This is a genomic window from Tepiditoga spiralis, assembly GCF_014701195.1.
Classification (GTDB): domain Bacteria; phylum Thermotogota; class Thermotogae; order Petrotogales; family Petrotogaceae; genus Tepiditoga; species Tepiditoga spiralis.
On the sequence record NZ_AP018712.1, the window covers coordinates 425,728 to 447,500 of the forward strand.

Annotated in this window: 18 protein-coding genes (1 of these 18 running past the window's edge); 10 read left to right on the forward strand and 8 right to left on the reverse strand. The window is 27.2% G+C overall.

Translation table 11 applies throughout. The annotated features are described in order from the left end of the window. Positions 1-2: 2 nt before the first annotated feature. A complete protein-coding gene (gene ftcD, locus IGS63_RS01925; RefSeq protein ID WP_190615363.1) occupies positions 3-899 on the reverse strand; it encodes a glutamate formimidoyltransferase in 897 nt (298 codons plus the stop codon). Between the two features lie 14 nt (positions 900-913). Beyond that, a complete protein-coding gene (locus tag IGS63_RS01930) occupies positions 914-2,929 on the reverse strand; it encodes a urocanate hydratase (RefSeq protein WP_190615364.1) in 2,016 nt (671 codons plus the stop codon). A 362-nt stretch (positions 2,930-3,291) separates the two neighbouring features. Here IGS63_RS01930 and ord point away from each other — a divergent pair, with 362 nt between their 5' ends. The 5 genes from ord to oraE are packed head-to-tail and all read left to right on the forward strand — an operon-like array spanning position 3,292 to position 8,648. Further along, positions 3,292-4,308 (forward strand): 2,4-diaminopentanoate dehydrogenase, encoded by a 1,017-nt coding sequence (gene ord / locus IGS63_RS01935; RefSeq protein ID WP_190615365.1) that lies wholly within the window; start codon positions 3,292-3,294, stop codon positions 4,306-4,308. A 52-nt stretch (positions 4,309-4,360) separates the two neighbouring features. Then, complete coding sequence (gene ortA, locus IGS63_RS01940; protein ID WP_190615366.1) at positions 4,361-4,666, forward strand: 2-amino-4-oxopentanoate thiolase subunit OrtA; 306 nt, start codon at positions 4,361-4,363, stop codon at positions 4,664-4,666. After that, positions 4,663-6,066, forward strand: coding sequence for a 2-amino-4-oxopentanoate thiolase subunit OrtB (gene ortB, locus IGS63_RS01945; RefSeq protein ID WP_190615367.1), 1,404 nt, complete (start codon positions 4,663-4,665; stop codon positions 6,064-6,066). Before ortA ends, ortB begins: the two co-directional genes overlap by 4 nt. A gap of 33 nt (positions 6,067-6,099) precedes the next feature. Continuing rightward, on the forward strand, positions 6,100-6,468 hold the full coding sequence (locus tag IGS63_RS01950; protein ID WP_190615368.1) for an ornithine aminomutase subunit alpha: 369 nt from the start codon (positions 6,100-6,102) through the stop codon (positions 6,466-6,468). After that, entirely contained in the window at positions 6,468-8,648 is a 2,181-nt protein-coding gene (gene oraE, locus IGS63_RS01955; RefSeq protein WP_190615369.1) for a D-ornithine 4,5-aminomutase subunit OraE, read from the forward strand. Before IGS63_RS01950 ends, oraE begins: the two co-directional genes overlap by 1 nt. A gap of 23 nt (positions 8,649-8,671) precedes the next feature. Here oraE and IGS63_RS01960 read toward each other — a convergent pair whose 3' ends face one another. The 6 genes from IGS63_RS01960 to IGS63_RS01985 all read right to left on the reverse strand — a co-directional run bounded on the left by IGS63_RS01960 (position 8,672) and on the right by IGS63_RS01985 (position 18,518). Beyond that, positions 8,672-10,381, reverse strand: coding sequence for an AAA family ATPase (locus IGS63_RS01960; RefSeq protein WP_190615370.1), 1,710 nt, complete (start codon positions 10,379-10,381; stop codon positions 8,672-8,674). Between the two features lie 187 nt (positions 10,382-10,568). Further along, positions 10,569-12,278 (reverse strand): AAA family ATPase, encoded by a 1,710-nt coding sequence (locus IGS63_RS01965; RefSeq protein WP_190615371.1) that lies wholly within the window; start codon positions 12,276-12,278, stop codon positions 10,569-10,571. Between the two features lie 83 nt (positions 12,279-12,361). Beyond that, positions 12,362-13,039 (reverse strand): hypothetical protein, encoded by a 678-nt coding sequence (locus IGS63_RS01970; RefSeq protein WP_190615372.1) that lies wholly within the window; start codon positions 13,037-13,039, stop codon positions 12,362-12,364. 166 nt (positions 13,040-13,205) lie between these two features. After that, a complete protein-coding gene (locus tag IGS63_RS01975; protein ID WP_190615373.1) occupies positions 13,206-13,928 on the reverse strand; it encodes a queuosine precursor transporter in 723 nt (240 codons plus the stop codon). A 105-nt stretch (positions 13,929-14,033) separates the two neighbouring features. Continuing rightward, positions 14,034-16,865, reverse strand: coding sequence for a DEAD/DEAH box helicase (locus IGS63_RS01980; RefSeq protein WP_190615374.1), 2,832 nt, complete (start codon positions 16,863-16,865; stop codon positions 14,034-14,036). Between the two features lie 30 nt (positions 16,866-16,895). Continuing rightward, positions 16,896-18,518 carry a peptidylprolyl isomerase gene (locus IGS63_RS01985; protein ID WP_190615375.1) on the reverse strand — a complete coding sequence of 541 codons (1,623 nt, stop codon included), beginning with the start codon at positions 18,516-18,518 and terminating at the stop codon, positions 16,896-16,898. 190 nt (positions 18,519-18,708) lie between these two features. Here IGS63_RS01985 and IGS63_RS01990 point away from each other — a divergent pair, with 190 nt between their 5' ends. The 5 genes from IGS63_RS01990 to xth all read left to right on the forward strand — a co-directional run. Further along, a complete protein-coding gene (locus IGS63_RS01990) occupies positions 18,709-19,170 on the forward strand; it encodes a ribosome maturation factor RimP (RefSeq protein WP_190615376.1) in 462 nt (153 codons plus the stop codon). Between the two features lie 13 nt (positions 19,171-19,183). Further along, positions 19,184-20,206 (forward strand): transcription termination factor NusA, encoded by a 1,023-nt coding sequence (nusA, locus tag IGS63_RS01995; RefSeq protein WP_190615377.1) that lies wholly within the window; start codon positions 19,184-19,186, stop codon positions 20,204-20,206. Positions 20,207-20,363: 157 nt separating this feature from the next. Next, positions 20,364-20,837, forward strand: a complete 474-nt coding sequence (locus IGS63_RS02000; RefSeq protein ID WP_190615378.1) for a Fur family transcriptional regulator — start codon at positions 20,364-20,366, stop codon at positions 20,835-20,837. A gap of 73 nt (positions 20,838-20,910) precedes the next feature. Beyond that, positions 20,911-21,453: an HD domain-containing protein gene (locus IGS63_RS02005; protein ID WP_190615379.1), complete on the forward strand. Its 543-nt coding sequence runs from the start codon at positions 20,911-20,913 to the stop codon at positions 21,451-21,453. A gap of 2 nt (positions 21,454-21,455) precedes the next feature. After that, a protein-coding gene (gene xth / locus IGS63_RS02010; protein ID WP_190615380.1) for an exodeoxyribonuclease III crosses the window boundary here: on the forward strand, positions 21,456-21,773 show its start. The gene runs 444 nt beyond the window's last position; only the first 318 of its 762 coding nucleotides appear in the window; its start codon is at positions 21,456-21,458; the stop codon falls past the right edge of the window.

Genomic DNA, 21,773 nt, shown 5'->3' on the forward strand with positions numbered 1-21,773 from the left:
TATTATTCCATTATCCTTGATTCAAGTATTTGGTCGGTTGAGAAGTTTTCTATTCCAAGATAATATTCAGCAACATCAATGAGTGCCATCATTGGAACGAGTCCTATTATTTCAGTTCCTACTATACTAACGCCCCATCTTTTTGCTTCAAATTTTATCATTTCAAATGATTGATAGAGTGATGTTTTTGAAAAGTCTGTCATGTTCATTGAAATTTGAACTATATTTCTATCTTTTAATTCAACTCCCATTGCTTTTACGTATCTTAATCCTCCACCTATGTATCTTACTTTTTTTGCTATTTTATCTGCTATTGATAAGTCATTTGTATTTAGGTTTACGTTAAATGCAACGAGTGGTGGTCTTGCTCCTATTGCTACTACTCCTGCTGTAGGGTGTATCTTTTCTTCTCCAAAATCTGGATGCCATTTTTCTTCTTTTACCTTTTCAGCCATTCCTTCAAATTGACCTTTTCTTATTTTAGAAAGGTTTTGTCTGTGTTTTGCACTTGCTGATTTTTCATACAAAAATACAGGTAATTGATATTTTTCCCAAACTTCTTTTGCAACTTCTTTTGAAAGTTCTATACATTCTTCTGTTGTTGCATTTTTTATTGGTATGAAAGGTACAACGTCTGTTGCTCCCATTCTTGGGTGTTGCCCATGATGTTTTGTCATATCTATTTCTTTTATTGCAACTCCTATTGCTTCAATTACTGCTTTTTTCAATGGTTCTGGTTCTCCAACTACTGTTACAACTGATCTGTTGTGATCTGGATCAGATGAGTAATCTAATAGTTTTACTCCTTCTTTTCCTCTAAATGCATCTACTATTTTTTCTACTTTTTTTAAGTCTTGTCCTTCACTAAAGTTTGGTACACATTCTATTATTTTATTCATTTTATCTCTCCTTTTTATAAATCAAAGTCTTTCATTACTTTGTTTATTAAATCTTGATTTGGTATGTATGGTATTGTTATGTGATTTTCTGTATATGTTTTATTGTATTCAATACATGTTTCTATTGAGTTTTCATTTCTTGCCCAGTTTCTTCTTGCTACTCCTCCCATAACATCCCATGGAATTGACATTTTTAATATGTTGTCTACTCTTTCACTTCCATCTAAAACCATTCCAAATCCACCATTTATTGCTTTTCCAATTCCTACTCCTCCACCATTGTGAAGTGCAACTAAGCTCATTCCTCTTGCAGCATTTCCTGCAAAACATTGTGTTGCCATATCTGCCATTATATTTGATCCATCTTTTATGTTTGATGTTTCTCTGTATGGTGAGTCAGTTCCACCTGTATCATGATGATCTCTTCCAAGCATTATAGGTCCAACTTCTCCATTTCTAACCATTTCATTGAATTTTAATGCTATGTTCATTCTTCCTATTGCATCTTGATATAGTATTCTTGCTTGTGTTCCAACTACCAATTTATTTTTTTCAGCATCTCTTATCCAAACCCAGTTATCTCTGTCTTGACTTCTTCTATTTGGATCTATTAAGTCCATAGCTGCTTTATCTGTTTTTCTTAAATCTTCAGGGTTTCCTGATAAACAAACCCATCTAAATGGTCCATATCCGTAATCAAAGAGCATTGGTCCCATTATATCTTCAACGTATGATGGAAAGATAAATCCTTCGGTTGTATCTACTCCATTTTTAGTTATTGTTTTATCTCCTGCATCATAAACTGCTCTCATGAAACTATTTCCATAATCAAAGAAATAAGATCCTTTATCTACAAGTCTTTTTATTACATGATAATGTCTTATTAAACTTTCATCGACTTTTTTTCTGAACTCTTCTTTATTTTCTGCAAGCATTTTTGTTCTTTCATCAAATGTCAACCCAGCTGGGCAGTATCCTCCATCATATGGTGCATGACATGAGGTTTGATCTGATAATAAATCTATGTGTATATTATTTTTGTCTGCATATTCTAATAAGTCTACTACATTTCCATAGTAAGCTATTGCTATACTTTTTTCATTTTTTTGATATTCTTTAGCTATTTTAAATGCTTCTTCGCAGTTGTCTGTTACCTTTGAGATCCATCCTTGATCGAGTCTTGTTTGTATTCTTGATCTATCAACTTCTGCTATTATTCCAACTCCATTTGCAATTTCAATTGATTTTCCTTGAGCACCACTCATTCCTCCAAGTCCTGAAGTTACATATAACTTTCCTTTTAAATCTCCATCTTGAGGTATACCCAATTTTAATCTTCCTGCGTTTAACAATGTGTTGAATGTACCATGAACTATTCCTTGCGGTCCTATATACATCCATCCGCCTGCTGTCATTTGTCCATAGTTTGCAACACCCATTGCTTGAGCTTTTATCCAATTTTCTTGATCGTCAAACATTCCAACCATTAATGCATTTGTTATTATTACTCTTGGTGCTAATTTGTGTGATTTAAAGAGTCCAAGTGGGTGTCCTGATTCTATAACTAAGGTTTGTTCATCTGTCATTACTTCTAAGTATTTTTTTATTAATCTGTATTGCATCCAGTTTTGACATACTTGACCAGTTTCACCATAAGTAACTAATTCATATGGATAAAGTGCCACATCAAAATCTAAGTTGTTGTCTATCATTACTTGAAATGCTTTACCTTCTATTGTGTTTCCTTTATATTCATCAATAGGCTTTCCATATAATTTTCCTGCTGGTCTGTATCTGTATCCATAAATTCTTCCTCTTGTCATGAGTTCTTCCATAAATTCTGGTGCTAATACTTCATGCAATTCTTCTGGAACATATCTTAAAGCATTTTTTAAAGCAATTTCTATTTCTTTTTTTGTTAATGTCAACTCTCTTTTTGGTGCTCTTCTTATTCCTTCTTCAAACTTTGGATATTCTGGAAGTACATTGTCTAATTTTATAGTCATAGCTTTTGAAATATCACTATTCATACTATTTCCCCCTTTTTTTATTTATATTTTTATTATATCATTCATTGAATAAACCTGTAAAATTATGTTTTAACCAATTAATAGTATTTAGCCTTTTTTGATTAAACAAATCATTATTTTACTAAAACTACCATGATTTATACTACAAAAAAACATATTTTTATATCTATAATTGTTAAAAGATAGTAATATTGATAATTAATGCAAAAAATTTTAAAAATTGAAATAGATGGCGATTAATCCTTTTAGAAAGTAATTAATGGGGTTATACTCGTTTAAAATACATTAATGTGGGGTAGAAAATATATTATTAAAAATGTTATTATTTTATTATACAAACAAACACAGAGGGAGGTTTTATTATGTATAGAGTTGCCGTATGGGGCTTCGGTGCAATGGGTAGTGGAATCGTTAGAAACATTATAAGTAAATATGAATTAAAACTCGTTGGAGTTCACGATGCAAGAGTAGATTATATTGGAAAAGATGTTGGTACATTATTAGGTTTAGAAGAAGTAGGCGTTAAAGTTCATGATAATCCTATGAAAATGATCGATGAAACTAATCCTGATTTAGTTGTTATTGCAACAAACTCTTTTGTAAGTGTTGTAAAGGATCAAATTTTATCTGTAGTAAAGAAAAATGTAAATGTAGTGACAATAGCAGAAGAAATGGCTCACTCTTTTTATACACATCCAGAAGAATCACTTGAAATTGATAACACAGCAAGAAGACACGGAGTTACTGTTTTAGGAACTGGTGTTAATCCTGGATTTGTTTTAGATACATTGGTAATTGCTTTAACTGGAGCATCATTAAATGTTAAAAAGATAAAAGCTGCAAGAATAAATGATCTTTCACCATTTGGACCAACTGTTATGCAAACACAAGGCGTTGGTACAACTGTTGAAGAATTTGAAAAAGGTATAAATGATGGTTCAATTGTTGGACATATAGGATTTGAACAATCAATTCACATGATCGCTGATGCTATGGGTTGGCACATAGATAGAATTGAACAAGAAAGAAAACCAATAGTTTCAAATGTATACAGAGAAACAAAGTATGTAAAGGTTGAAAAAGGCATGGTTGCTGGATGTAATCACACTGCAAAGGCTTATATGGGTGATGAATGTGTAATTGAACTTGAACATCCTCAACAAGTTCTTCCTGAACTTGAAGATGTAAATACAGGAGATTACATTTGGGTAGAAGGAAATCCTGATCTTTCACTTTCTATAAAACCTGAAATTCCTGGTGGAAAAGGAACTATGGCAATAGCAACTAATATGATTCCTGCAGTAATAGAATCAGAAGCTGGATTAATGACTATGTCCGATCTTCCTGTTCCAAGAGCTTTAATAGGCGAACTTTATTAAAAAATAATGGGTCGGGAAACCGACCCTTTTTTAAAATAGTGAGGTGAAAAAAATGAGTGCAAAAAAAGGTGATTGGGTACAAATACACTTCATTGCATTAAAACCTGAAGAAAGATCACCAAGACTTCCTGAAGATACTAAAAAAGTTCCTCTTGAAATAAAAATAAAGGGATTTCTTGAAAATGATTCAGCTAATATAGGAGATATAGTTAAGATAAAAACAAATGTTGGAAGAGTTGTTGAAGGTAAATTAATTTCCATAAATCCTGTTTATGAACATAACTTTGGCGAACCTGTTCCAGAACTTTTAAAAATTTCAAATCAGTTATGGGACATTTTAGAAGGTGATTCAAAATGAATACTTATGAAGAAGTAATGGCAAGAAAAAATAAAATAATGAAAAAGTCTGTTGGAGTGGATTATTCAAAGTATGAACAAGAAGGCATTGCTTTTGATTATGAAAAAATGATGAAAGATGCTGGATATACTATTGAAGAAATGAGAAAAATACAAAGTGAAACTGGTGTTGGTAATACACCTTTAGTTGAACTTAAAAATATAAATAAATTAATAAAAAAACTTGCTCCAAAAGGAAAAGGTGCAAGAATTTTTGTAAAGGATGAAGAAAAAAATCCTTCTGGATCATTTAAAGATAGAAGAGCATCTATAAGTGCTTATAGAGCAAAAGAACTTGGTTATAAGGGCGTAATGGCTGCCACAAGTGGAAATTATGGAGCTGCTGTTGCTTCACAAGCTGCTAAAAGAGGTTTGCGTTCTATAATAGTGCAAGAAGCTTTTGATTCAAGAGGTGTTGGTCAACCAGAAATACTTGAAAAAACAAGAGCCTGTGAAGCTTATGGTTCTGAAGTTGTTCAAATGTCTGTTGGACCTGAATTATTTTATTATTTTTTACTATTATTAGATGAAACAGGATATTTTAATGCATCTCTTTACACTCCTTTTGGAATTAAAGGTGTAGAAACTCTTGGATATGAAATAGCAATACAATGTAAAGAATTAACAGGAAAGTTCCCAGATGCAGTTGTTTCAACTCATGCTGGTGGCGGAATAACAACAGGAACAGCAAGAGGTTTACAAATGGCTGGAGCAAACAATACAAAAGTTATTGGGGCTAGTGTTGATTTGAGTGGTTTACACATGGCTTCCGATACTGCATTCAATAAAAAATCTTTTACAACTGGGCATACAGGTTTTGGAATACCTTTTGCAACCTTCCCAGATAGATCAGATGTTCCAAGAAATGCTGCAAGAGTTTTAAGATATATGGATAGATATTTATTAGTAACTCAAGGAGAAGTATTCTATATGACTGAAGCACTTGCAAATATTGAAGGTATGCAAAGAGGTCCTGCAGGAAACACATCTTTAACAGCTGCTTTTGCTCTTGCTATGGAAATGAATGAGGATGAGGTAATAGTTGTAAATGAAACAGAATATACAGGAGCAGGAAAGTTACCTTCAGCTCAATTAACTTTTGCAAAGAAAAATGGTATAGAAATAAAAGTAGGAGATCCTGTTAAAGAAGATAAACCTGGTGAAAAAATAGTAATACCAGAACATCCATCAATGATAAAATACATAGAATATCCTATGGAAAAACTCAAAAAATCTTACTTAAAGAACTTAATAAAGATGGAAAATAAAACAGAATTTTCTGATTTTGAATATGAATACCTTGAAAAAGAATTAAAAGCAGATAAAAAAACCATTGAAAATTATATAAATGAACTAAAATAAAAACACACAACACACACGAACAGGAGGTAAAAAATGAAAGAAAGAATTGATGATTTTAAAGAAAGATCAAAACATCTTCAAAATATGACAGATGAACAACTTGAAAAATACTTTTGGGAATTAGTTGAAAAAACTGTAAATCCAATGGTAGAACTTGCAGAAAAACATACAACAAAATCAATAGAAAGATCTGTACTTTTAAGAATGGGGTTCAATTCATTACAAGCAGCTGCTCTTGTTGACAAAATCTTTGAAAAGAACTTACTTTCAAAAGGAGCAGGACATGTAATATGGAAAGTAGCAAAAAATAATAACCTTGATGTAATTGAAGCAGGGAAACAAATGATAGAAGGAAAGTATTGGGAAGAAGCTGTTGAACTTTTCAAAGGGGGCGAAAAATAATGGATTTAAAACCAAATGAAAAGTTAGATGTAAATGAAATATTAAAAGATTTAGAAAGTTACGTTCCCCGAAGAAAAGGATGGGCATGGAGAAAACATGTTGATGAAGCAAAAAAACATGATTTTACATACTATCAAACATCTGAAGATTTAAAAAACTCTGTTCCACTACCATCTGCTCATTACTTTGGAAATATTGATCCACAACCAGATGAAGTAATAACTTCAGAAATAGCTTCTGGAAAGTTTGAAGAAGACATAAGAAGAATGAGAATGGCTGCATGGCATGGTGCAGATCATATAATGGTTATAAGAACACTTGGTCAAAGCCATATTGATGGTTTAATAGAAGGAACACCTGAAGGTATAGGTGGAATACCAATAACAAGAAAACAATTGAGAGCTTCAAGAAAAGCTTGTGATTTAATAGAAGATGAAATTGGTAGACCTATTAATTTTCACAGTTATGTTTCTGGAGTTGCTGGCCCTGAAATAGCTGTATTATTTGCTGAAGAAGGAGTAAACGCAGCTCATCAAGATCCACAATACAATGTTTTATACAGAGGAATTAATCCTATAAGATCATTTGTTGATGCAGCTGCTGCAAAACATGTAATGGCATCTGTTGATATGCTTCAAATAGATGGTGCTCATAATGCAAACGCTTCTGCAAAAAAGGCTTGGAATGTTATGCCTGAATTAATAGTTCAACATGGTATAAACTGTATGTTTTCTGTTAAAGCTGGTATGAAAAAAGATTTAATATCTTTATCAACAGTTCCACCAACAACAGTTCCATCACCAGAGTTTAGAATGAATTTAATCTATGCATTGACCTTAAGAGAAGTTATGAGAGATTATAAGTTTAGAGCACAAATGAATACAAGATATATAGAAGCTGATTTATTTGATGCAACAAGAATTCATACATTGAATACAGTCCTTTCAAGATTAACTTCAGCAGATATACAATCAACTATTACACCAGATGAAGGTAGAAATGTTCCATGGCATATAAATTCTATAAGAGGTGTAGAAACTGCTAAACATGCTTTAATATCTCTTGATGGAATCAAAAAATATGTAAAGATAGATGAAGAAGCTGTAAGACCTGAAATAAGAGAATTAAAGATGAGAGCAATATTAATGCTTGAAGAAATTCAAGAAATGGGTGGATACTTTGAAGCTGTTGAAGATGGTATTTTTGTAGACAATGGTAACTATCCAGAAAGACACGGAGACGGCATTAAAAGGCCTAAGAATGGCGGTATAGGTGCAGGAACAATTGTTCCAAGAGATGAAGATTACTTTGCACCTGTTTCAGCACATTTTGGATACAATAAATTACCTGAAGGTATAGAAAAACCAGAAGATGCTATTGGCGGAGATACGCTTCATAAACCAGAAAAAATACAATATATAGATGAACTTGATGAAAATGACAATGTAAACACAAGACTAAAAGAAGTAAATGAAAATAGAGCAAAAGGTTTAATAAAACCAGAAGTTGAATGGAGTTATGATGGAGTAATTCAACTCGATATGACAATACCAGATACACCAGAATACGCTGAAGCTGCAGCAATTGAAATATGTAAAAAAATGAACCTTGAAGAAATTCAAGTTATAAGTAAAACCGTACTTCATCCAACGGAAGGTACATACGTTGAATTGAGGGCAAAGGTTCCATTCTTTGTAAAAAGAGATGAATTAACCTTACCTAAAAAACCAGATTTACTCGAAGAAGATGTATTGTTTGATTTCTTTAAAAAGCATCCAACAAAAGTAGTAGCAGGAACTGTAGGAAATGATGAACACAACGTTGGTATGAGAGAAATACTTGATATAAAACATGGTGGAATTGAAAAGTATGGAGTTAAATACACATATCTTGGAACATCTGTTCCTCCTGAAAAAATGATTGACGCTGCAATAGAAACAGGTGCAAGTGCAATACTTGCTTCATTTATAGTAACACACAGCGATGTTCATGTAGAAAATATGAAAAAACTTCATGAACTTGCAATTGAAAAAGGTATAAGAGATAAAGTTTTAATAATAGTAGGTGGAACACAATTAAATAATGATATAGCCGTAGAAAATCATATGGATGCTGGATTTGGAAGAGGAACAAAAGGAATTCACGTTGCAACTTATTTATGTAAACAATTACAAAAATAAAAGCGAGCTTATGCTCGCTTTTTTTACTCAACTTCATCAAGATACTTTAGCTCTCTACCAACAAAGACCATCACTACTTTTTTTAATGGACCATTGAACTCTTTGTTTATGGTTTTTTCATACCTCTTTATTTGATTTACTGCTTCTTTTATCTTTTCTTGATATACTTTTTCTGTATAGTCTTTCTTTTTTATGTATTTTAATTCTATTATTGCATTGTAGGGTACTTCTTCATATCTTTTAAACATTGCTAAGTCTATGTATCCACCTTCTACTGGATACTCGCTTTTAACGTATGCCCATGGTGTTAAGATTAAATAACTGAATAGTAGCCTCTTTATGTGCTTTTCACTAAAGCTTTGAAAGTCTCTGTCTGATAGCTTTTTCAATACATTTTCTATTTCATTTGCAAATGGGTTTATGTTTCCATCTATTACTATCCTTTTTACTGCAAGTTCTAACTTTTCTGTATTTATATAACTCTTTGCTCTATCTTCTATTGATTCTACAAAGTACTCTGAATATAACTTTTTCATTGAATAGTTTGGTATCTTTAAGTATGTATAGAAGTTTTCTTTTTCAAAGGTTAAAAATCCTAAATAAAAGAGTAAGGTTTTTATATCTTTTATATCGAGTTTTCTTTCCATGTTAAAAGCTTGAGTTAATACTTCAATTTCTGTTTTTGAGTTTAATAGTATTTCATTCAAAAGTTCATTTACAACTTCATGACTATCTTTTTCTGTATTTATTCCAACGATTTCACCAAGTTTAAATAAATTTTGAATCTTTTTATAGTCACTTGCTATGTTCATATCTATTACATCTTTTGGTTTTCTTTTTTCTCTGTTGTATTCAGAGATGAAGTATAAGACCATATCGCTGTTGTAAACCTTTTCACTTGCACGTTCATTGAACATGTATCCATTGTAGCTAAACTTCATGTCTTGTAAAATATCATCATTTATTTGATACTCTTTGAGAATATCTTTGACTTCACTTTCAGTAAATCCCATCATTTCATTTAACTCTAAGGTTGTTGACATGTTTTTTGAGATGTTGAATCCACTCGTTAAACTATCTAAGGTTATTGGCGCTACTCCTGTTATGAATAGTCTGTCTATAACTGATCGTGTTCCTTCTTTTATTACTTCATAAAACTTTCTAACAAAACCTGTTTTACTGACGATATTTTTAAATTCATCGAGTTTAAAACTTAAAAGTTCATTTGCAAAGTGGTCGTATTCGTCTATTAATAAGTAGATTTTTGTTTTTAAGTTTAATTCTTTGTATTGATTTATAAAATTATTTAATAAATCAGCAGGTTCTTTTAAATCTATATTTAATTTTATTTTTAAATTATAATGTTTAATAAAAAAATTCAAACTATTAAAAACCTTATTTTTAAATCCATACTTTAATTCTTCTTTACTGTCTGTATTTAATCCAGAAAAATTAAACTCTAAAATATGATAACTATTTTTTTTAGGTGTTGGATGTTTTTGTATGTATAAGTCTTTAAAGATAGTATCAAACTTATCTGAATACTTAACATCATAGTATTTACTCATAGTGTCAAGCCACAAACTTTTACCAAATTTTCTTGGCCTTAAAAATAATATATAGGATTCAGGCATATCTTCAAGTGTTTCTATATACTTAGTTTTATCTACATAGTAAAAATTTTCAGTTTGTATTTTTTCAAAGTTTTGAAGTCCATACGGTACTTTTTTCATTTTGATCACCTCTGTTTTATTATAACATATCATATTAAATAAATTTCTTTTCAAAGTAATGAAGCAATTTGGAAGGACTAACAAATATTATTTTAATACTAATTTTTATAAATTTTTTAGAATCTCGTTTGTAATAGTATAAATATAAATATAAATGGTGATTTTTTTAATCACCATTTTTTATATTTTACCCAACTTCATCAAGATACTTTAACTCTCTGCCAACAAATACCATCACTACTTTTTTTAATGGCCCATTGAACTCTTTGTTTATGGTTTTTTCATACCTCTTTATTTGATTTACTGCTTCTTTTATCTTTTCTTGATATACTTTTTCTGTATAGTCTTTCTTTTTTATGTATTTTAATTCTATTATTGCATTGTAGGGTACTTCTTCATATCTTTTAAACATTGCTAAGTCTATGTATCCACCTTCTACTGGATACTCGCTTTTAACGTATGCCCATGGTGTTAAGATTAAATAACTAAACAGTAGCATCTTTATGTGCTTTTCACTAAAGCTTTGAAAGTCTCTGTCTGATAGCTTTTTCAATACATTTTCTATTTCATTTGCAAATGGGTTTATGTTTCCATCTATTACTATCCTTTTTACTGCAAGTTCTAACTTTTCTGTATTTATATAACTCTTTGCTCTATCTTCTATTGATTCTACAAAGTACTCTGAATATAACTTTTTCATTGAATAGTTTGGTATCTTTAAGTATGTATAGAAGTTTTCTTTTTCAAAGGTTAAAAATCCTAAATAAAAGAGTAAGGTTTTTATATCTTTTATATCGAGTTTTCTTTCCATGTTAAAAGCTTGAGTTAATACTTCAATTTCTGTTTTTGAGTTTAATAGTATTTCATTCAAAAGTTCATTTACAACTTCATGACTATCTTTTTCTGTATTTATTCCAACGATTTCACCAAGTTTAAATAAATTTTGTATTTTTTTATAATCACTTGCTATGTTCATATCTATTACATCTTTTGGTTTTCTCTTTTCTCTGTTGTATTCAGAAATGAAGTATAAGACCATATCGCTGTTGTAAACCTTTTCACTTGCACGTTCATTAAACATGTATCCATTGTAGCTAAACTTCATATCTTGTAAAATATCATCATTTATTTGATACTCTTTGAGAATATCTTTGACTTCACTTTCAGTAAATCCCATCATTTCATTTAACTCTAAGGTTGTTGACATGTTTTTTGAGATGTTGAATCCACTCGTTAAACTATCTAAGGTTATTGGCGCTACTCCTGTTATGAATAGTCTGTCTATAACAGATCGTGTTCCTTCTTTTATTACTTCATAAAATTTTCTAACAAAACCTGTTTTACTGACGATATTTTTGAATTCATCGAGTTTAAAACTCAAAAGTTCATTTGCAAAGTGGTCGTATTCGTCTATTAATAAGTAGATTTTTGTTTTTAAGTTTAATTCTTTATACTGATTTATAAATGTTCTCAAAAGAGTTGAAGGCTCTTTTATAGAATTATTTAATTTTATATTTAAGTTATATCTATTAATAAAACTTGATAATTTTTCATAAACTTCTGAATTAAAGTCAAATTTCAACTCTTCTTTACTGTCTGTATTCAATCCAGAAAAATTAAACTCTAAAATATGATAACTACTCTTTTTAGGTGTTGGATGTTTTTGAATGTACAAGTCTTTAAAGATAGTATCAAACTTATCTGAATACTTAACATCATAGTATTTACTCATAGTGTCGAGCCACAAACTCTTTCCAAATTTTCTTGGCCTTAAAAATAATATATAGGATTCAGGCATATCTTCAAGTGTTTCTATATACTTAGTTTTATCTACATAGTAAAAATTTTCAGTTTGTATTTTTTCAAAGTTTTGAAGACCATATGGTACTTTTTTCATTTCAATCACCTCAGTTTTATTATAGCGCATTTGTTAAATTATAGGATATACTATTAAAAAAACACGAGTTTACTCGTGTTTTTTTAATATAAACTAAAACTTGTAGATATTCCAATTACTATTGAAAGTGGAAATATTGTATTCTCCATAAATGTATTTTCGTTAATTTGAAAACCGCCTATTAAACTTATACCTTTAAAAAACAGAAAATCACTTTTAAATTTTTCAACACCATATAAATTAACATTAAACTTTGTATCATCTAAATTTGATCCTTTATATTTTTCAAGCATAAAACCATCTAATATTAAAAACTTTTGATTTTTTTCATCTTCATCAAATAAATAAGAAAAACTCATCGTCCCTTTATAATTATCTATAATATAATTATCTATAATACCTATATCCTTACCATACGATGCTCCAAACTGGAATTTAAAAGTATTTATAGGAATTCCTATATGCATAAAATAATTATACGTATAATTCCAAATCACTGAATAACCTATATTAAAGTCTATTGGAAATATTTTTGAGTCATTCATACCTAATTTTAAATAAAACCCATTTTCCGAAGTTGAAATTCCAACTTCTGCAATTCCAAATAATCCCATTCTAATTGAATTTAAAGGATATGATATAGTTATTTCTGCTTTTCCTTCTTCTAAAATAGATGAATCTGAACAAATTGAAGGATAATAATTTGAAAAAGCTATAGTTACAAAAATTAAAGCCCAAAATACTAACATCTTTTTTAACATTTGTATCTCCTCCTTTTTTATAACATTAAAATTATAACATTTTTTTTTATTTTTTCTCATTATTTTTTTATTTTTAGTATATATAAAAAGTGTTCCCTGTTCTTTTCTGACACTTCTTTATTTCGTGTCTATTTTACAGGGAACACTTTAATATTAATCTTCTTTTTTATAAAGATTTTTCCAACACTTCACTATTTAAAATTTCATCTTTTATTTTATCTTTATCTTTCCAATTTTTAGCTATGTATACAAATGGTGTGTCTGCTGCTGCAACTATCCACTTTATTACATAAGTTGAAATTAATATTTGCATTAGTACAGAAAACTTAAAGCTTCCCCAAAATGCTATTACTGTAAATACTGCTGAATCTATTAATTGACTTATCATAGTAGATGCATTGTTTCTAATCCATATAAATTTTTTTGCTGGAAATTTATTTCTCCAAAATTCATATGCCCAAACATCATGATGTTGAGAAATCCAATAAGCACTTAAACTTGCAATCATTATTCTTGGCATAAATCCAAAAATAGTTTTAATACTTTCATTTCCAAAATCTTCTGCACTTGGAACAAAATAAATTGCTAAATTCATCAATACTGTCATTGAAATTACGGCAAAAAAGCCTATTTTAACAGCTCTTTTTGCTTCTTTTTTTCCATAATTTTCAGATAAAATATCTGTTACTAAAAATGATGTTGCATAAATAATGTTTCCAAGTGTCGCTGTCATTCCAAAAAGATGTATCGTTTTTAAAACTTGAATATTTGCCAATATAGTAGCAATTGGAACCCAAATATATAGTCCAGCTTTACCCCACATTTTATAGGCAAATAAAATAGCTCCAAAATTTATAAGGAGCATAACAAACCATAGCATTTCGTTCACAATGAACACCTCCGTGTTTTTTTTAAGCGGGTGCCACGACCGCCGAACTTAATTAAACCAAATTTTGATTTAATTAAAATATACATTTTGTAAAGATTAAATTATTTAATTAAATAAAAATTCTAAATCTTTTTTTGAAAAGTCTGTACTTTTTACAAATTCTCCATAAAGATCTTTCTTCTCTTTCTTTAATTTTAATATTTTTTCTTCTACACTTCCTTTTGATATATATTTATATACAAATACTTTTTTGGTTTGTCCTATTCTATGTGCTCTATCCGTTGCTTGGTTTTCAACTGCTGGATTCCACCATGGATCAAAATGAATAACATAATCTGCACTGGTTATATTTAATCCTGTTCCTCCTGCTTTTAAACTTACGAGCATTATTTTTGTATTTGCATTATTGTTATATTTATCAACTATTTCATTTCTATTCTTTGTTTTACCTGTAATAATTTCATAGCTTATTTCTTCTAAATTTAGATACTCTTCTATGAGTTTTAGCATTTTAACAAATTGAGAAAATATAATTATTTTATGGTTTGAATTTATAATTTTATATATAAAATTTTTTAATTCCTCAAACTTTCCAGATTTTCCTTTATACTCTTTTAAAACTAATTTTGGGTGCAAAGATATTTGTCTTAATCTTGTTAAGGCTTCAAATAGTAAAATTTTATTATTTGTATTTACTGTATTTTTTATAGTGTTTAACATTGAAAAATATACATCTTTTTGATCTTCAGTCATATCTACATAAACAGTTTCTTCTACTTTTGTAGGCAATTCTTTTAAAACTTCTTCTTTTGTTCTTCTAATAATAAAGGGTTTTATTTTATCTTTTATACTTTGAGTTCCCTTTTCTGTTTTTAATAATTCAATAAATTCTTTTTTAGTTCCTAAATAATTTGGCATTAAAAAATCAAAAATACTATATATATCTAAAATTGAGTTTTCTATTGGAGTTCCTGTTAAAGCTAACTTATGTTTTGCTCTTAATTTTTTTACTGATTTTGCAGTTTTAGTATAAGAATTTTTTATATATTGAGCTTCATCTAATACAATATACTCAAAAGTTTTTTCTAAAAGATCTAAACTATTTCTAACCGTTCCATAAGTTGTTATAATAATGTCAGAATTATCTATTATTTTATCTTTTCCAGAATATAAAGTATAGCTCATATTTGAAAATTTATTTATTTCATTAATCCAATTGTGTAAAACTGAATTTGGAACTATTATTAAATTTTGTTGTTTTACGGTACTCAATAATGCTATTGTTTGAAAGGTTTTTCCAAGCCCCATATCATCAGCTAATATTCCATTTAAATTGTATTCTTTTAAAAATCTTAAAAAGTTATATCCTTTTTTTTGATATCCTCTTAATTCATACTTTAAATTTAATTCATTAGTGTAATCTTTTATTGTTTCAAAGTTTTTTAATTTTTCTATAAACTCTAATCCATCTCCAACGCATTCTTCTTGAAATTCAAATAAATTTAAAGCGTTTATTTTTTTATCCATTTTTATCTTTTTAGATAATTTTTTTATCTTTTCTGGAATTTGTATTATACTTCCGTCTTTTAAAACTATATACTTTTTATTTTTTGAAGTGTTTAACATATTTGTTATACTATTATTTTTATAAATTATATCTGTTTCAAACCATTCTTTTTGTTTTATAGTATTAAATAGTATTTTTGGGTTTTTTATTATTTTTATATCTTTACTATACAATACTTTAATGTTTTTAGGCAGATTTTTCATAGTGTTTTCTATAAAATCTACAAACTTATCTGCACTCCAATAGGTTTCTCCATTTTCATTTAAATTCACAGAATTGTATTTTAAAATATCTAAACTTCTTTTTTTTAAATTGGTTTCTATTTCATTTAAACTATGTTCTTTATTTGAATATTCAATCTTTAATTTAACTTTAAATTTATTTTCTAATTTAAAGATATATAATTTTAATTGAGGATTTAAATAACTAATATCTATATCACTATCTTCAAAATCAAATTTTATACCTATTTTGCTTAATGGAATATAATATTTTTCTATAAATTTTTCTTTTTCTATCTTTAATTCAAATTTATTAAATTTTTTTAAATTTATTGGTTCTTGTATATTTTTTATTATTCTAAAATAACCATTATTATCTAAAATTGCCATATCATTACGAGAATTAAAGTATTTTTTATATAAAACTTCTCCATTTTCATCTTTAAATATTCCTTTTATAGAATAAGTTGATTTATTCCCAATTACTTTAAATACAAAGTTTACTTCTGTATCCCAAAACAATTCTTTTTTTTCAAAAAGAATCTTTTCTTGTAAATCATACAAACTAGAAAATGAAAGTAAATATAAATTTTTATTATCAAAAACTTTAGTATAGCTTATTTTTTTTATACTTAAAAAATAAGGGTTTATTGTTTTAGCTTTAACAAATTCATTAGGATTGAAGTTAAAAAACTTATATGATTTATTGTTTTTTGCTTTTATTAATGGTTTTAAAATCATTTGATCATTGTATTCAAAGATACCAAACTTTTCTATTTCATCATACTTTTCATTTTTAACTATTAGTTCATCTAAAATATTGTTTTCTCTTTCAACATTAAATTCATATTTATTTTTAACATCTAATAAAGCACCTATTGCATGAGAACATAAACCTATATTTTTCTTATGATATCCACATCCACATTCAAATGAAAAATTACCATTTTTTTCGATCTTACAATTTATTTTATAATCAATATTTTCACTTGAAAACTTTGAATTTATAAAAGCAATTTCTTTTGAAAAAGCTATCATAGTGCTAAAAATATTGTTTTTTTGATAATAAATTATTCCTTTATTATACTCTTCGTCTACACATTCATTCAAAATATTATTTATAATAAATTTAAAATTAGAATTTTCCATACAATCACCTTGTTTAAATAAAAGCAGAGCCTAAAGCTCTGCTTTTATTTCTGTAATATATTTTTTTATTTCATCTTTAACCTTAGAACTCAAAGAATCTTCATTTAATAAGCTTTCAAAAATAGTTTTTATTTGTTTTAATTTTTCAATATCCTTAGATTTTAAATCTTTTATTTTACTGTATATTAATTTTGTATATTCAAACTTTATATAAGGATCTTTTGGATATTTTTTAAAGATTGTACTTATTATTTCAGCAGAATTTTCAGTATCTTCATTTTTCTTATAAAGTTTTATTAAAAAATCTCTTTTAATTTTTTCTAACTCACTTATGTACTCATCTATTTTTTTCATTTCGGTTTTGATTTCTTCAATTGTTTTAAAAGTATAAAATTCAGAATAATAGAGTAAATCATTCAATATATCTTCTTTTTCAACGGCTTTTTGAACATTTATAGTAGAATCATCTGTTGATTCTATTTTTTTTAATTTTTCAATTTCTTTATCGATTTCTTCTTTATTTTTTCCAAAGTATTCTGGATATTTTTTTATTTCATTATAATACACAGTTAGATCTTGTTTATAAGATAAACGATCTTTTAAAATATATTCAGATAATTTATCATAAGATAAATACCATTCATCTGGTATATCTTTTTCAGTTTTTAATTTTTCTCTATAAAGTGTTTCTAATGCATTTTTTTCTTTAAAATCTTTTGCTTTATCAACTCTGTATTCTATAATTAATGGTTTATAATATACAGTAAAATCATAATTATCTCTATATTTTTTAAACCAATTTGAAACTTTATCTTGAGTTATTATTTCTTTTATTTTATTAACTGCATACTGATCCTTTAAAATATCTTCTTTAGTTTGCATTAAAATTTTATCTTCTAAAAGAAGAAGTCCATATTTATCTTCTATTTTAATTGGTCCTAAAACTTCATTAGGTGTTGAATTTATAGTCAATGAAAAGAGAGGTTGATATTTTTTTGTATTTCTATCTATCCAACCAATTTCTCCACCATTTTTAGATAATTCATCTTCAGAGTATTTTTTTGCTGCATCTTCAAAAGTAATCTTTTTATCCAATATTTCCTTTTTTATACTCAATATAGAAGCTTCATTTGAAATTGTTATTAATTTTAATTTTATCCTATCATAACCATTTTTTATATCATAAAAATTATCTTTTATATATTTATCTAATTCTTCATTTTTTATTTCATCAAAAAAAACTTTTTTTACTTTTGTTATAATTTCATTTTTCCACATTTGAACCTTCAAATAATTATAAAAATCATCAAGTGTTCCGTATATTTTCAAAACATTTTCATTATTTTTATATTTATTAAACATTTCTTGTGCATTATTTTTTATAGATGTTGAATCAATAGTTATATTCTTATCATTGAGATATTTATCAATTACAAGAAAATCAATTAATCCTTTTATTATTGAATATTCAGTATTAGCTTTTTCAAAAAATTCTTTATTTGAAGAACTAAGGTATTCACTTTTTAAAGTTTCAAAATCTATAAAATATTTTTCATAAATTTTTCCATCTTTAGAAGTAAGATAGGAAACTGGCTCTGAAAAGCCTATAGCTACAAATATTAAAATATAAAAACCCAACAATACCCTTTTCATTAATTCACTTCCTCTCAAAAATTAATACCCCAAAGATATTTTACCATAAAAAATGAAATAAAATACACAATATTAATATAATCTACTTGATTTATAAATTTCATTTATGTTATAATTTAATAAAATTAATATTCGGTGTAATAAACCGGGGGCAGAAATGCCACCGAGTTTTATTTTAAGGAGTGATTTAATGGATACTATAAAAGAAAAAATTTTTAAAAAAGCTGAAGAATTTGCCAAAGAAATGAACTTAGAAATATTTGATATAAAAATAAATAAAACCAAAAGAAAAAATAGAGTTGAAATAATTATTGATAAATTAGAAAAATATGTCGGCATAGAAGATTGTAGAAAGTTTTCAGTTAAAATTGAACCTTGGTTTGATGAAGAAGATCTTTTTAATGGAAGTTATGATTTAATTGTTAGTTCCCCTGGATTAGACAGACCTCTAAGAGGTATAAATGATTATAAAAGATTTAAAGGTAAATTAGCAAAATTTTATTTTATTGAAAAAGTTGGAAACAAAACAAGTTTAATTGCATTCATTGAAGATATACTCGATGATGAATTACTTTTAAAAACTAAAAATAATAAAAAATATAATATAAAAATAAAAAATATAAAAAATTCAAATTTAGAAATAGATTTTTAATGGAGGAATAATTATGAATATAAATTTACTAGATGCACTTGATACTTTTGAAAAAGAAAAAGGAATAAAAAGAGAAGTTTTAATTGAAATCATTCAAAAATCAATAAAAAGCGCCTATAAAAAAAATTATGGTACAAAAAATGTAGAAGTTGAAATAGATAAAAGCTTAACTTCTATAAGTGTTTATCAAATTTGGCATATTGTAGAAAACGTAGAAGACCCCACAGAAGAAATTTCTTTAGAAGAAGCTAAAAAAATATCTTCTAAAGCAGAAATTGGTGGAGAAATTAGAAAAAAAGTAAACTTAAAAAAAGATTTTAAAAGAATTGCTGCTCAAACTGCAAAACAAGTTATATTACAAAATATAAAAGAATTAGAAAAAAATGCTTTATATGATAGATATGCACCTTTAAAAAACAAATTAACAAGTGCAGAAGTTATGAAAGTAACAGAACAATATGCAGAAATAAGAATTGGAAAGTTAGAAACAAAATTACCAGAAAAAGAAATGATTCCAGGAGAAATTTTAAAACAAGGAGATTTAATCAAAGTTCACATAAAAGATATTCAAAAAACAACCAAAGGACCAAAAATAATGGTTAGTAGAGTAACTAATGAATTAATAATAGAACTTTTAAAAAGTATTGTTCCTGAAGTAGAAAAAGGTATTGTAGAAATAGTAAAAATATATAGAGAACCTGGTATAAGATCAAAAATAGCTGTTATAAGTCATAGTAAAGAAATTGATCCAGTTGGATCTTGTATTGGAGAAAACAGCATGAGAATATCAGAACTATTAAATGAGGTTAAAAATGAAAAAATAGATATAATAGAATATTCAGAAGATATCACTCAATTTATAAAAAATGCTCTTGCTCCTGCAGAAGTTGTTAATGTTGAAATAAATGAAAATGAAAAAAGTGCAATTGTATACGTTCCTAAAACACAATTTTCTCTTGCAATAGGAAAAGGTGGTCAGACTGCAAGAACAGCAGCTAAAATTACAGGATGGAAAATTGATATACATACAGTTTAATTTATTTATTGTTTTAACTTAAATTTAATTTTATATCAAACGATTAATAAAAAAGAGCAAAGACAATTTAATATTATTTAAACAGTAATTAAATATTATGGTGTTATATTTAGTCTGGTTGAGAGGTTTTTGGAATATTTTTTAGGAGGGGAATTTTATGTCAAATCAAGATTTATTAAAAAATACTTTAAAAAACAGAAAACAGAGAATGACGGCTCAAAGAGAATTAATATTAAGAATTTTTATGGAATCAAATGGAAAAGCAATGAATATAGATGATGTTTTTATGGAAATAAGAAAAAAAAGAAATCATAGAACAAGTAAAATGACAGTAAAAAGAGCAATAGATCTTTTAGTTGAATTAAATATCTTAAACGAAGTAAACTATGAAGATGAAGGAACAAAATATGAATATATTTTTAAAGAAAAAAATATGGAAAATATAATTTTTGTCTGTGAAAATTGTAATAAAGCTACATCTTTTTCAATTCCAAAAGAAAAAATTTTATCATTACTACCAGAAGATATAAAAGGATTTCAAATAAAAAATACAATGATAAAAATAACAGGTTACTGTCCAGAATGTTCAAAAGCTTTAATAGAAGATGTAAAAGAAACTATAATTAAATAATAAATAAAAAACACGATTTTAAATCGTGTTTTTTTTAATTTCAAATTTTTTAACTTAGTAAAGGGGGATAAAAATGGATCGAAATGAAGCAATTTTAAAAGTAAAAAAACATATACAAACAGAAAATTTAGTAACTCATTCATTAGCAGTTGGAGCTATTATGAAAGAGCTTGGAGAAAAATTAAATAAAGATTCTAACATATGGGAAGTAACAGGTATACTTCATGATTTAGATTATGAAGAAACAAAAGAAAATCCAGATATTCATGCTATAAAAACTGTGGAAATATTAAAAGATCAAATCACTCCTGAAATGAAAGATGCAATTCTTGCACACAATGAAAAAAAAGAATTAGAAACTGACATTGAATTTGCATTGTATGCATCCGATCAATTATCTGGATTAATTACAGCTGCTGTTTATGTAAGACCTTCAAAAAGCATTAATGATTTAACTGTAAAATCATTAAAGAAAAAATTTAAAGACAAAGCTTTTGCAAGAGGAGCTAATAGAGAACATATCAAGCAAATTGAAAAATTAGGATTAGAGTTAAATGAGTTTTTTGAAATTGGTATATCTGGAATGAAAAAAATTTCTAATGAGTTGGGTTTATAACCATGAAAATAATATCTTGGAATGTAAATGGAATTAGAGCAATATTGAAAAAAAATTTAATTGAATTTTTAGAAGTTCAAAATCCAGACATTCTTTGTATACAAGAAACAAAAGCTCACGAAGAACAACTAACAAAAAAATTTTTGTCTTATGGAGATTGGTATAAATATTTTTTTTCTGCTCAAAAAAAAGGATACAGCGGAGTTGCTACCTTTACCAAAATAAAACCAATTGAAGTCTTGAATGGTTTTAATATAGATAAATTTGATAGTGAAGGAAGAGTTTTAATTACAGAATTTAATGAGTTTTCTTTATTTAAT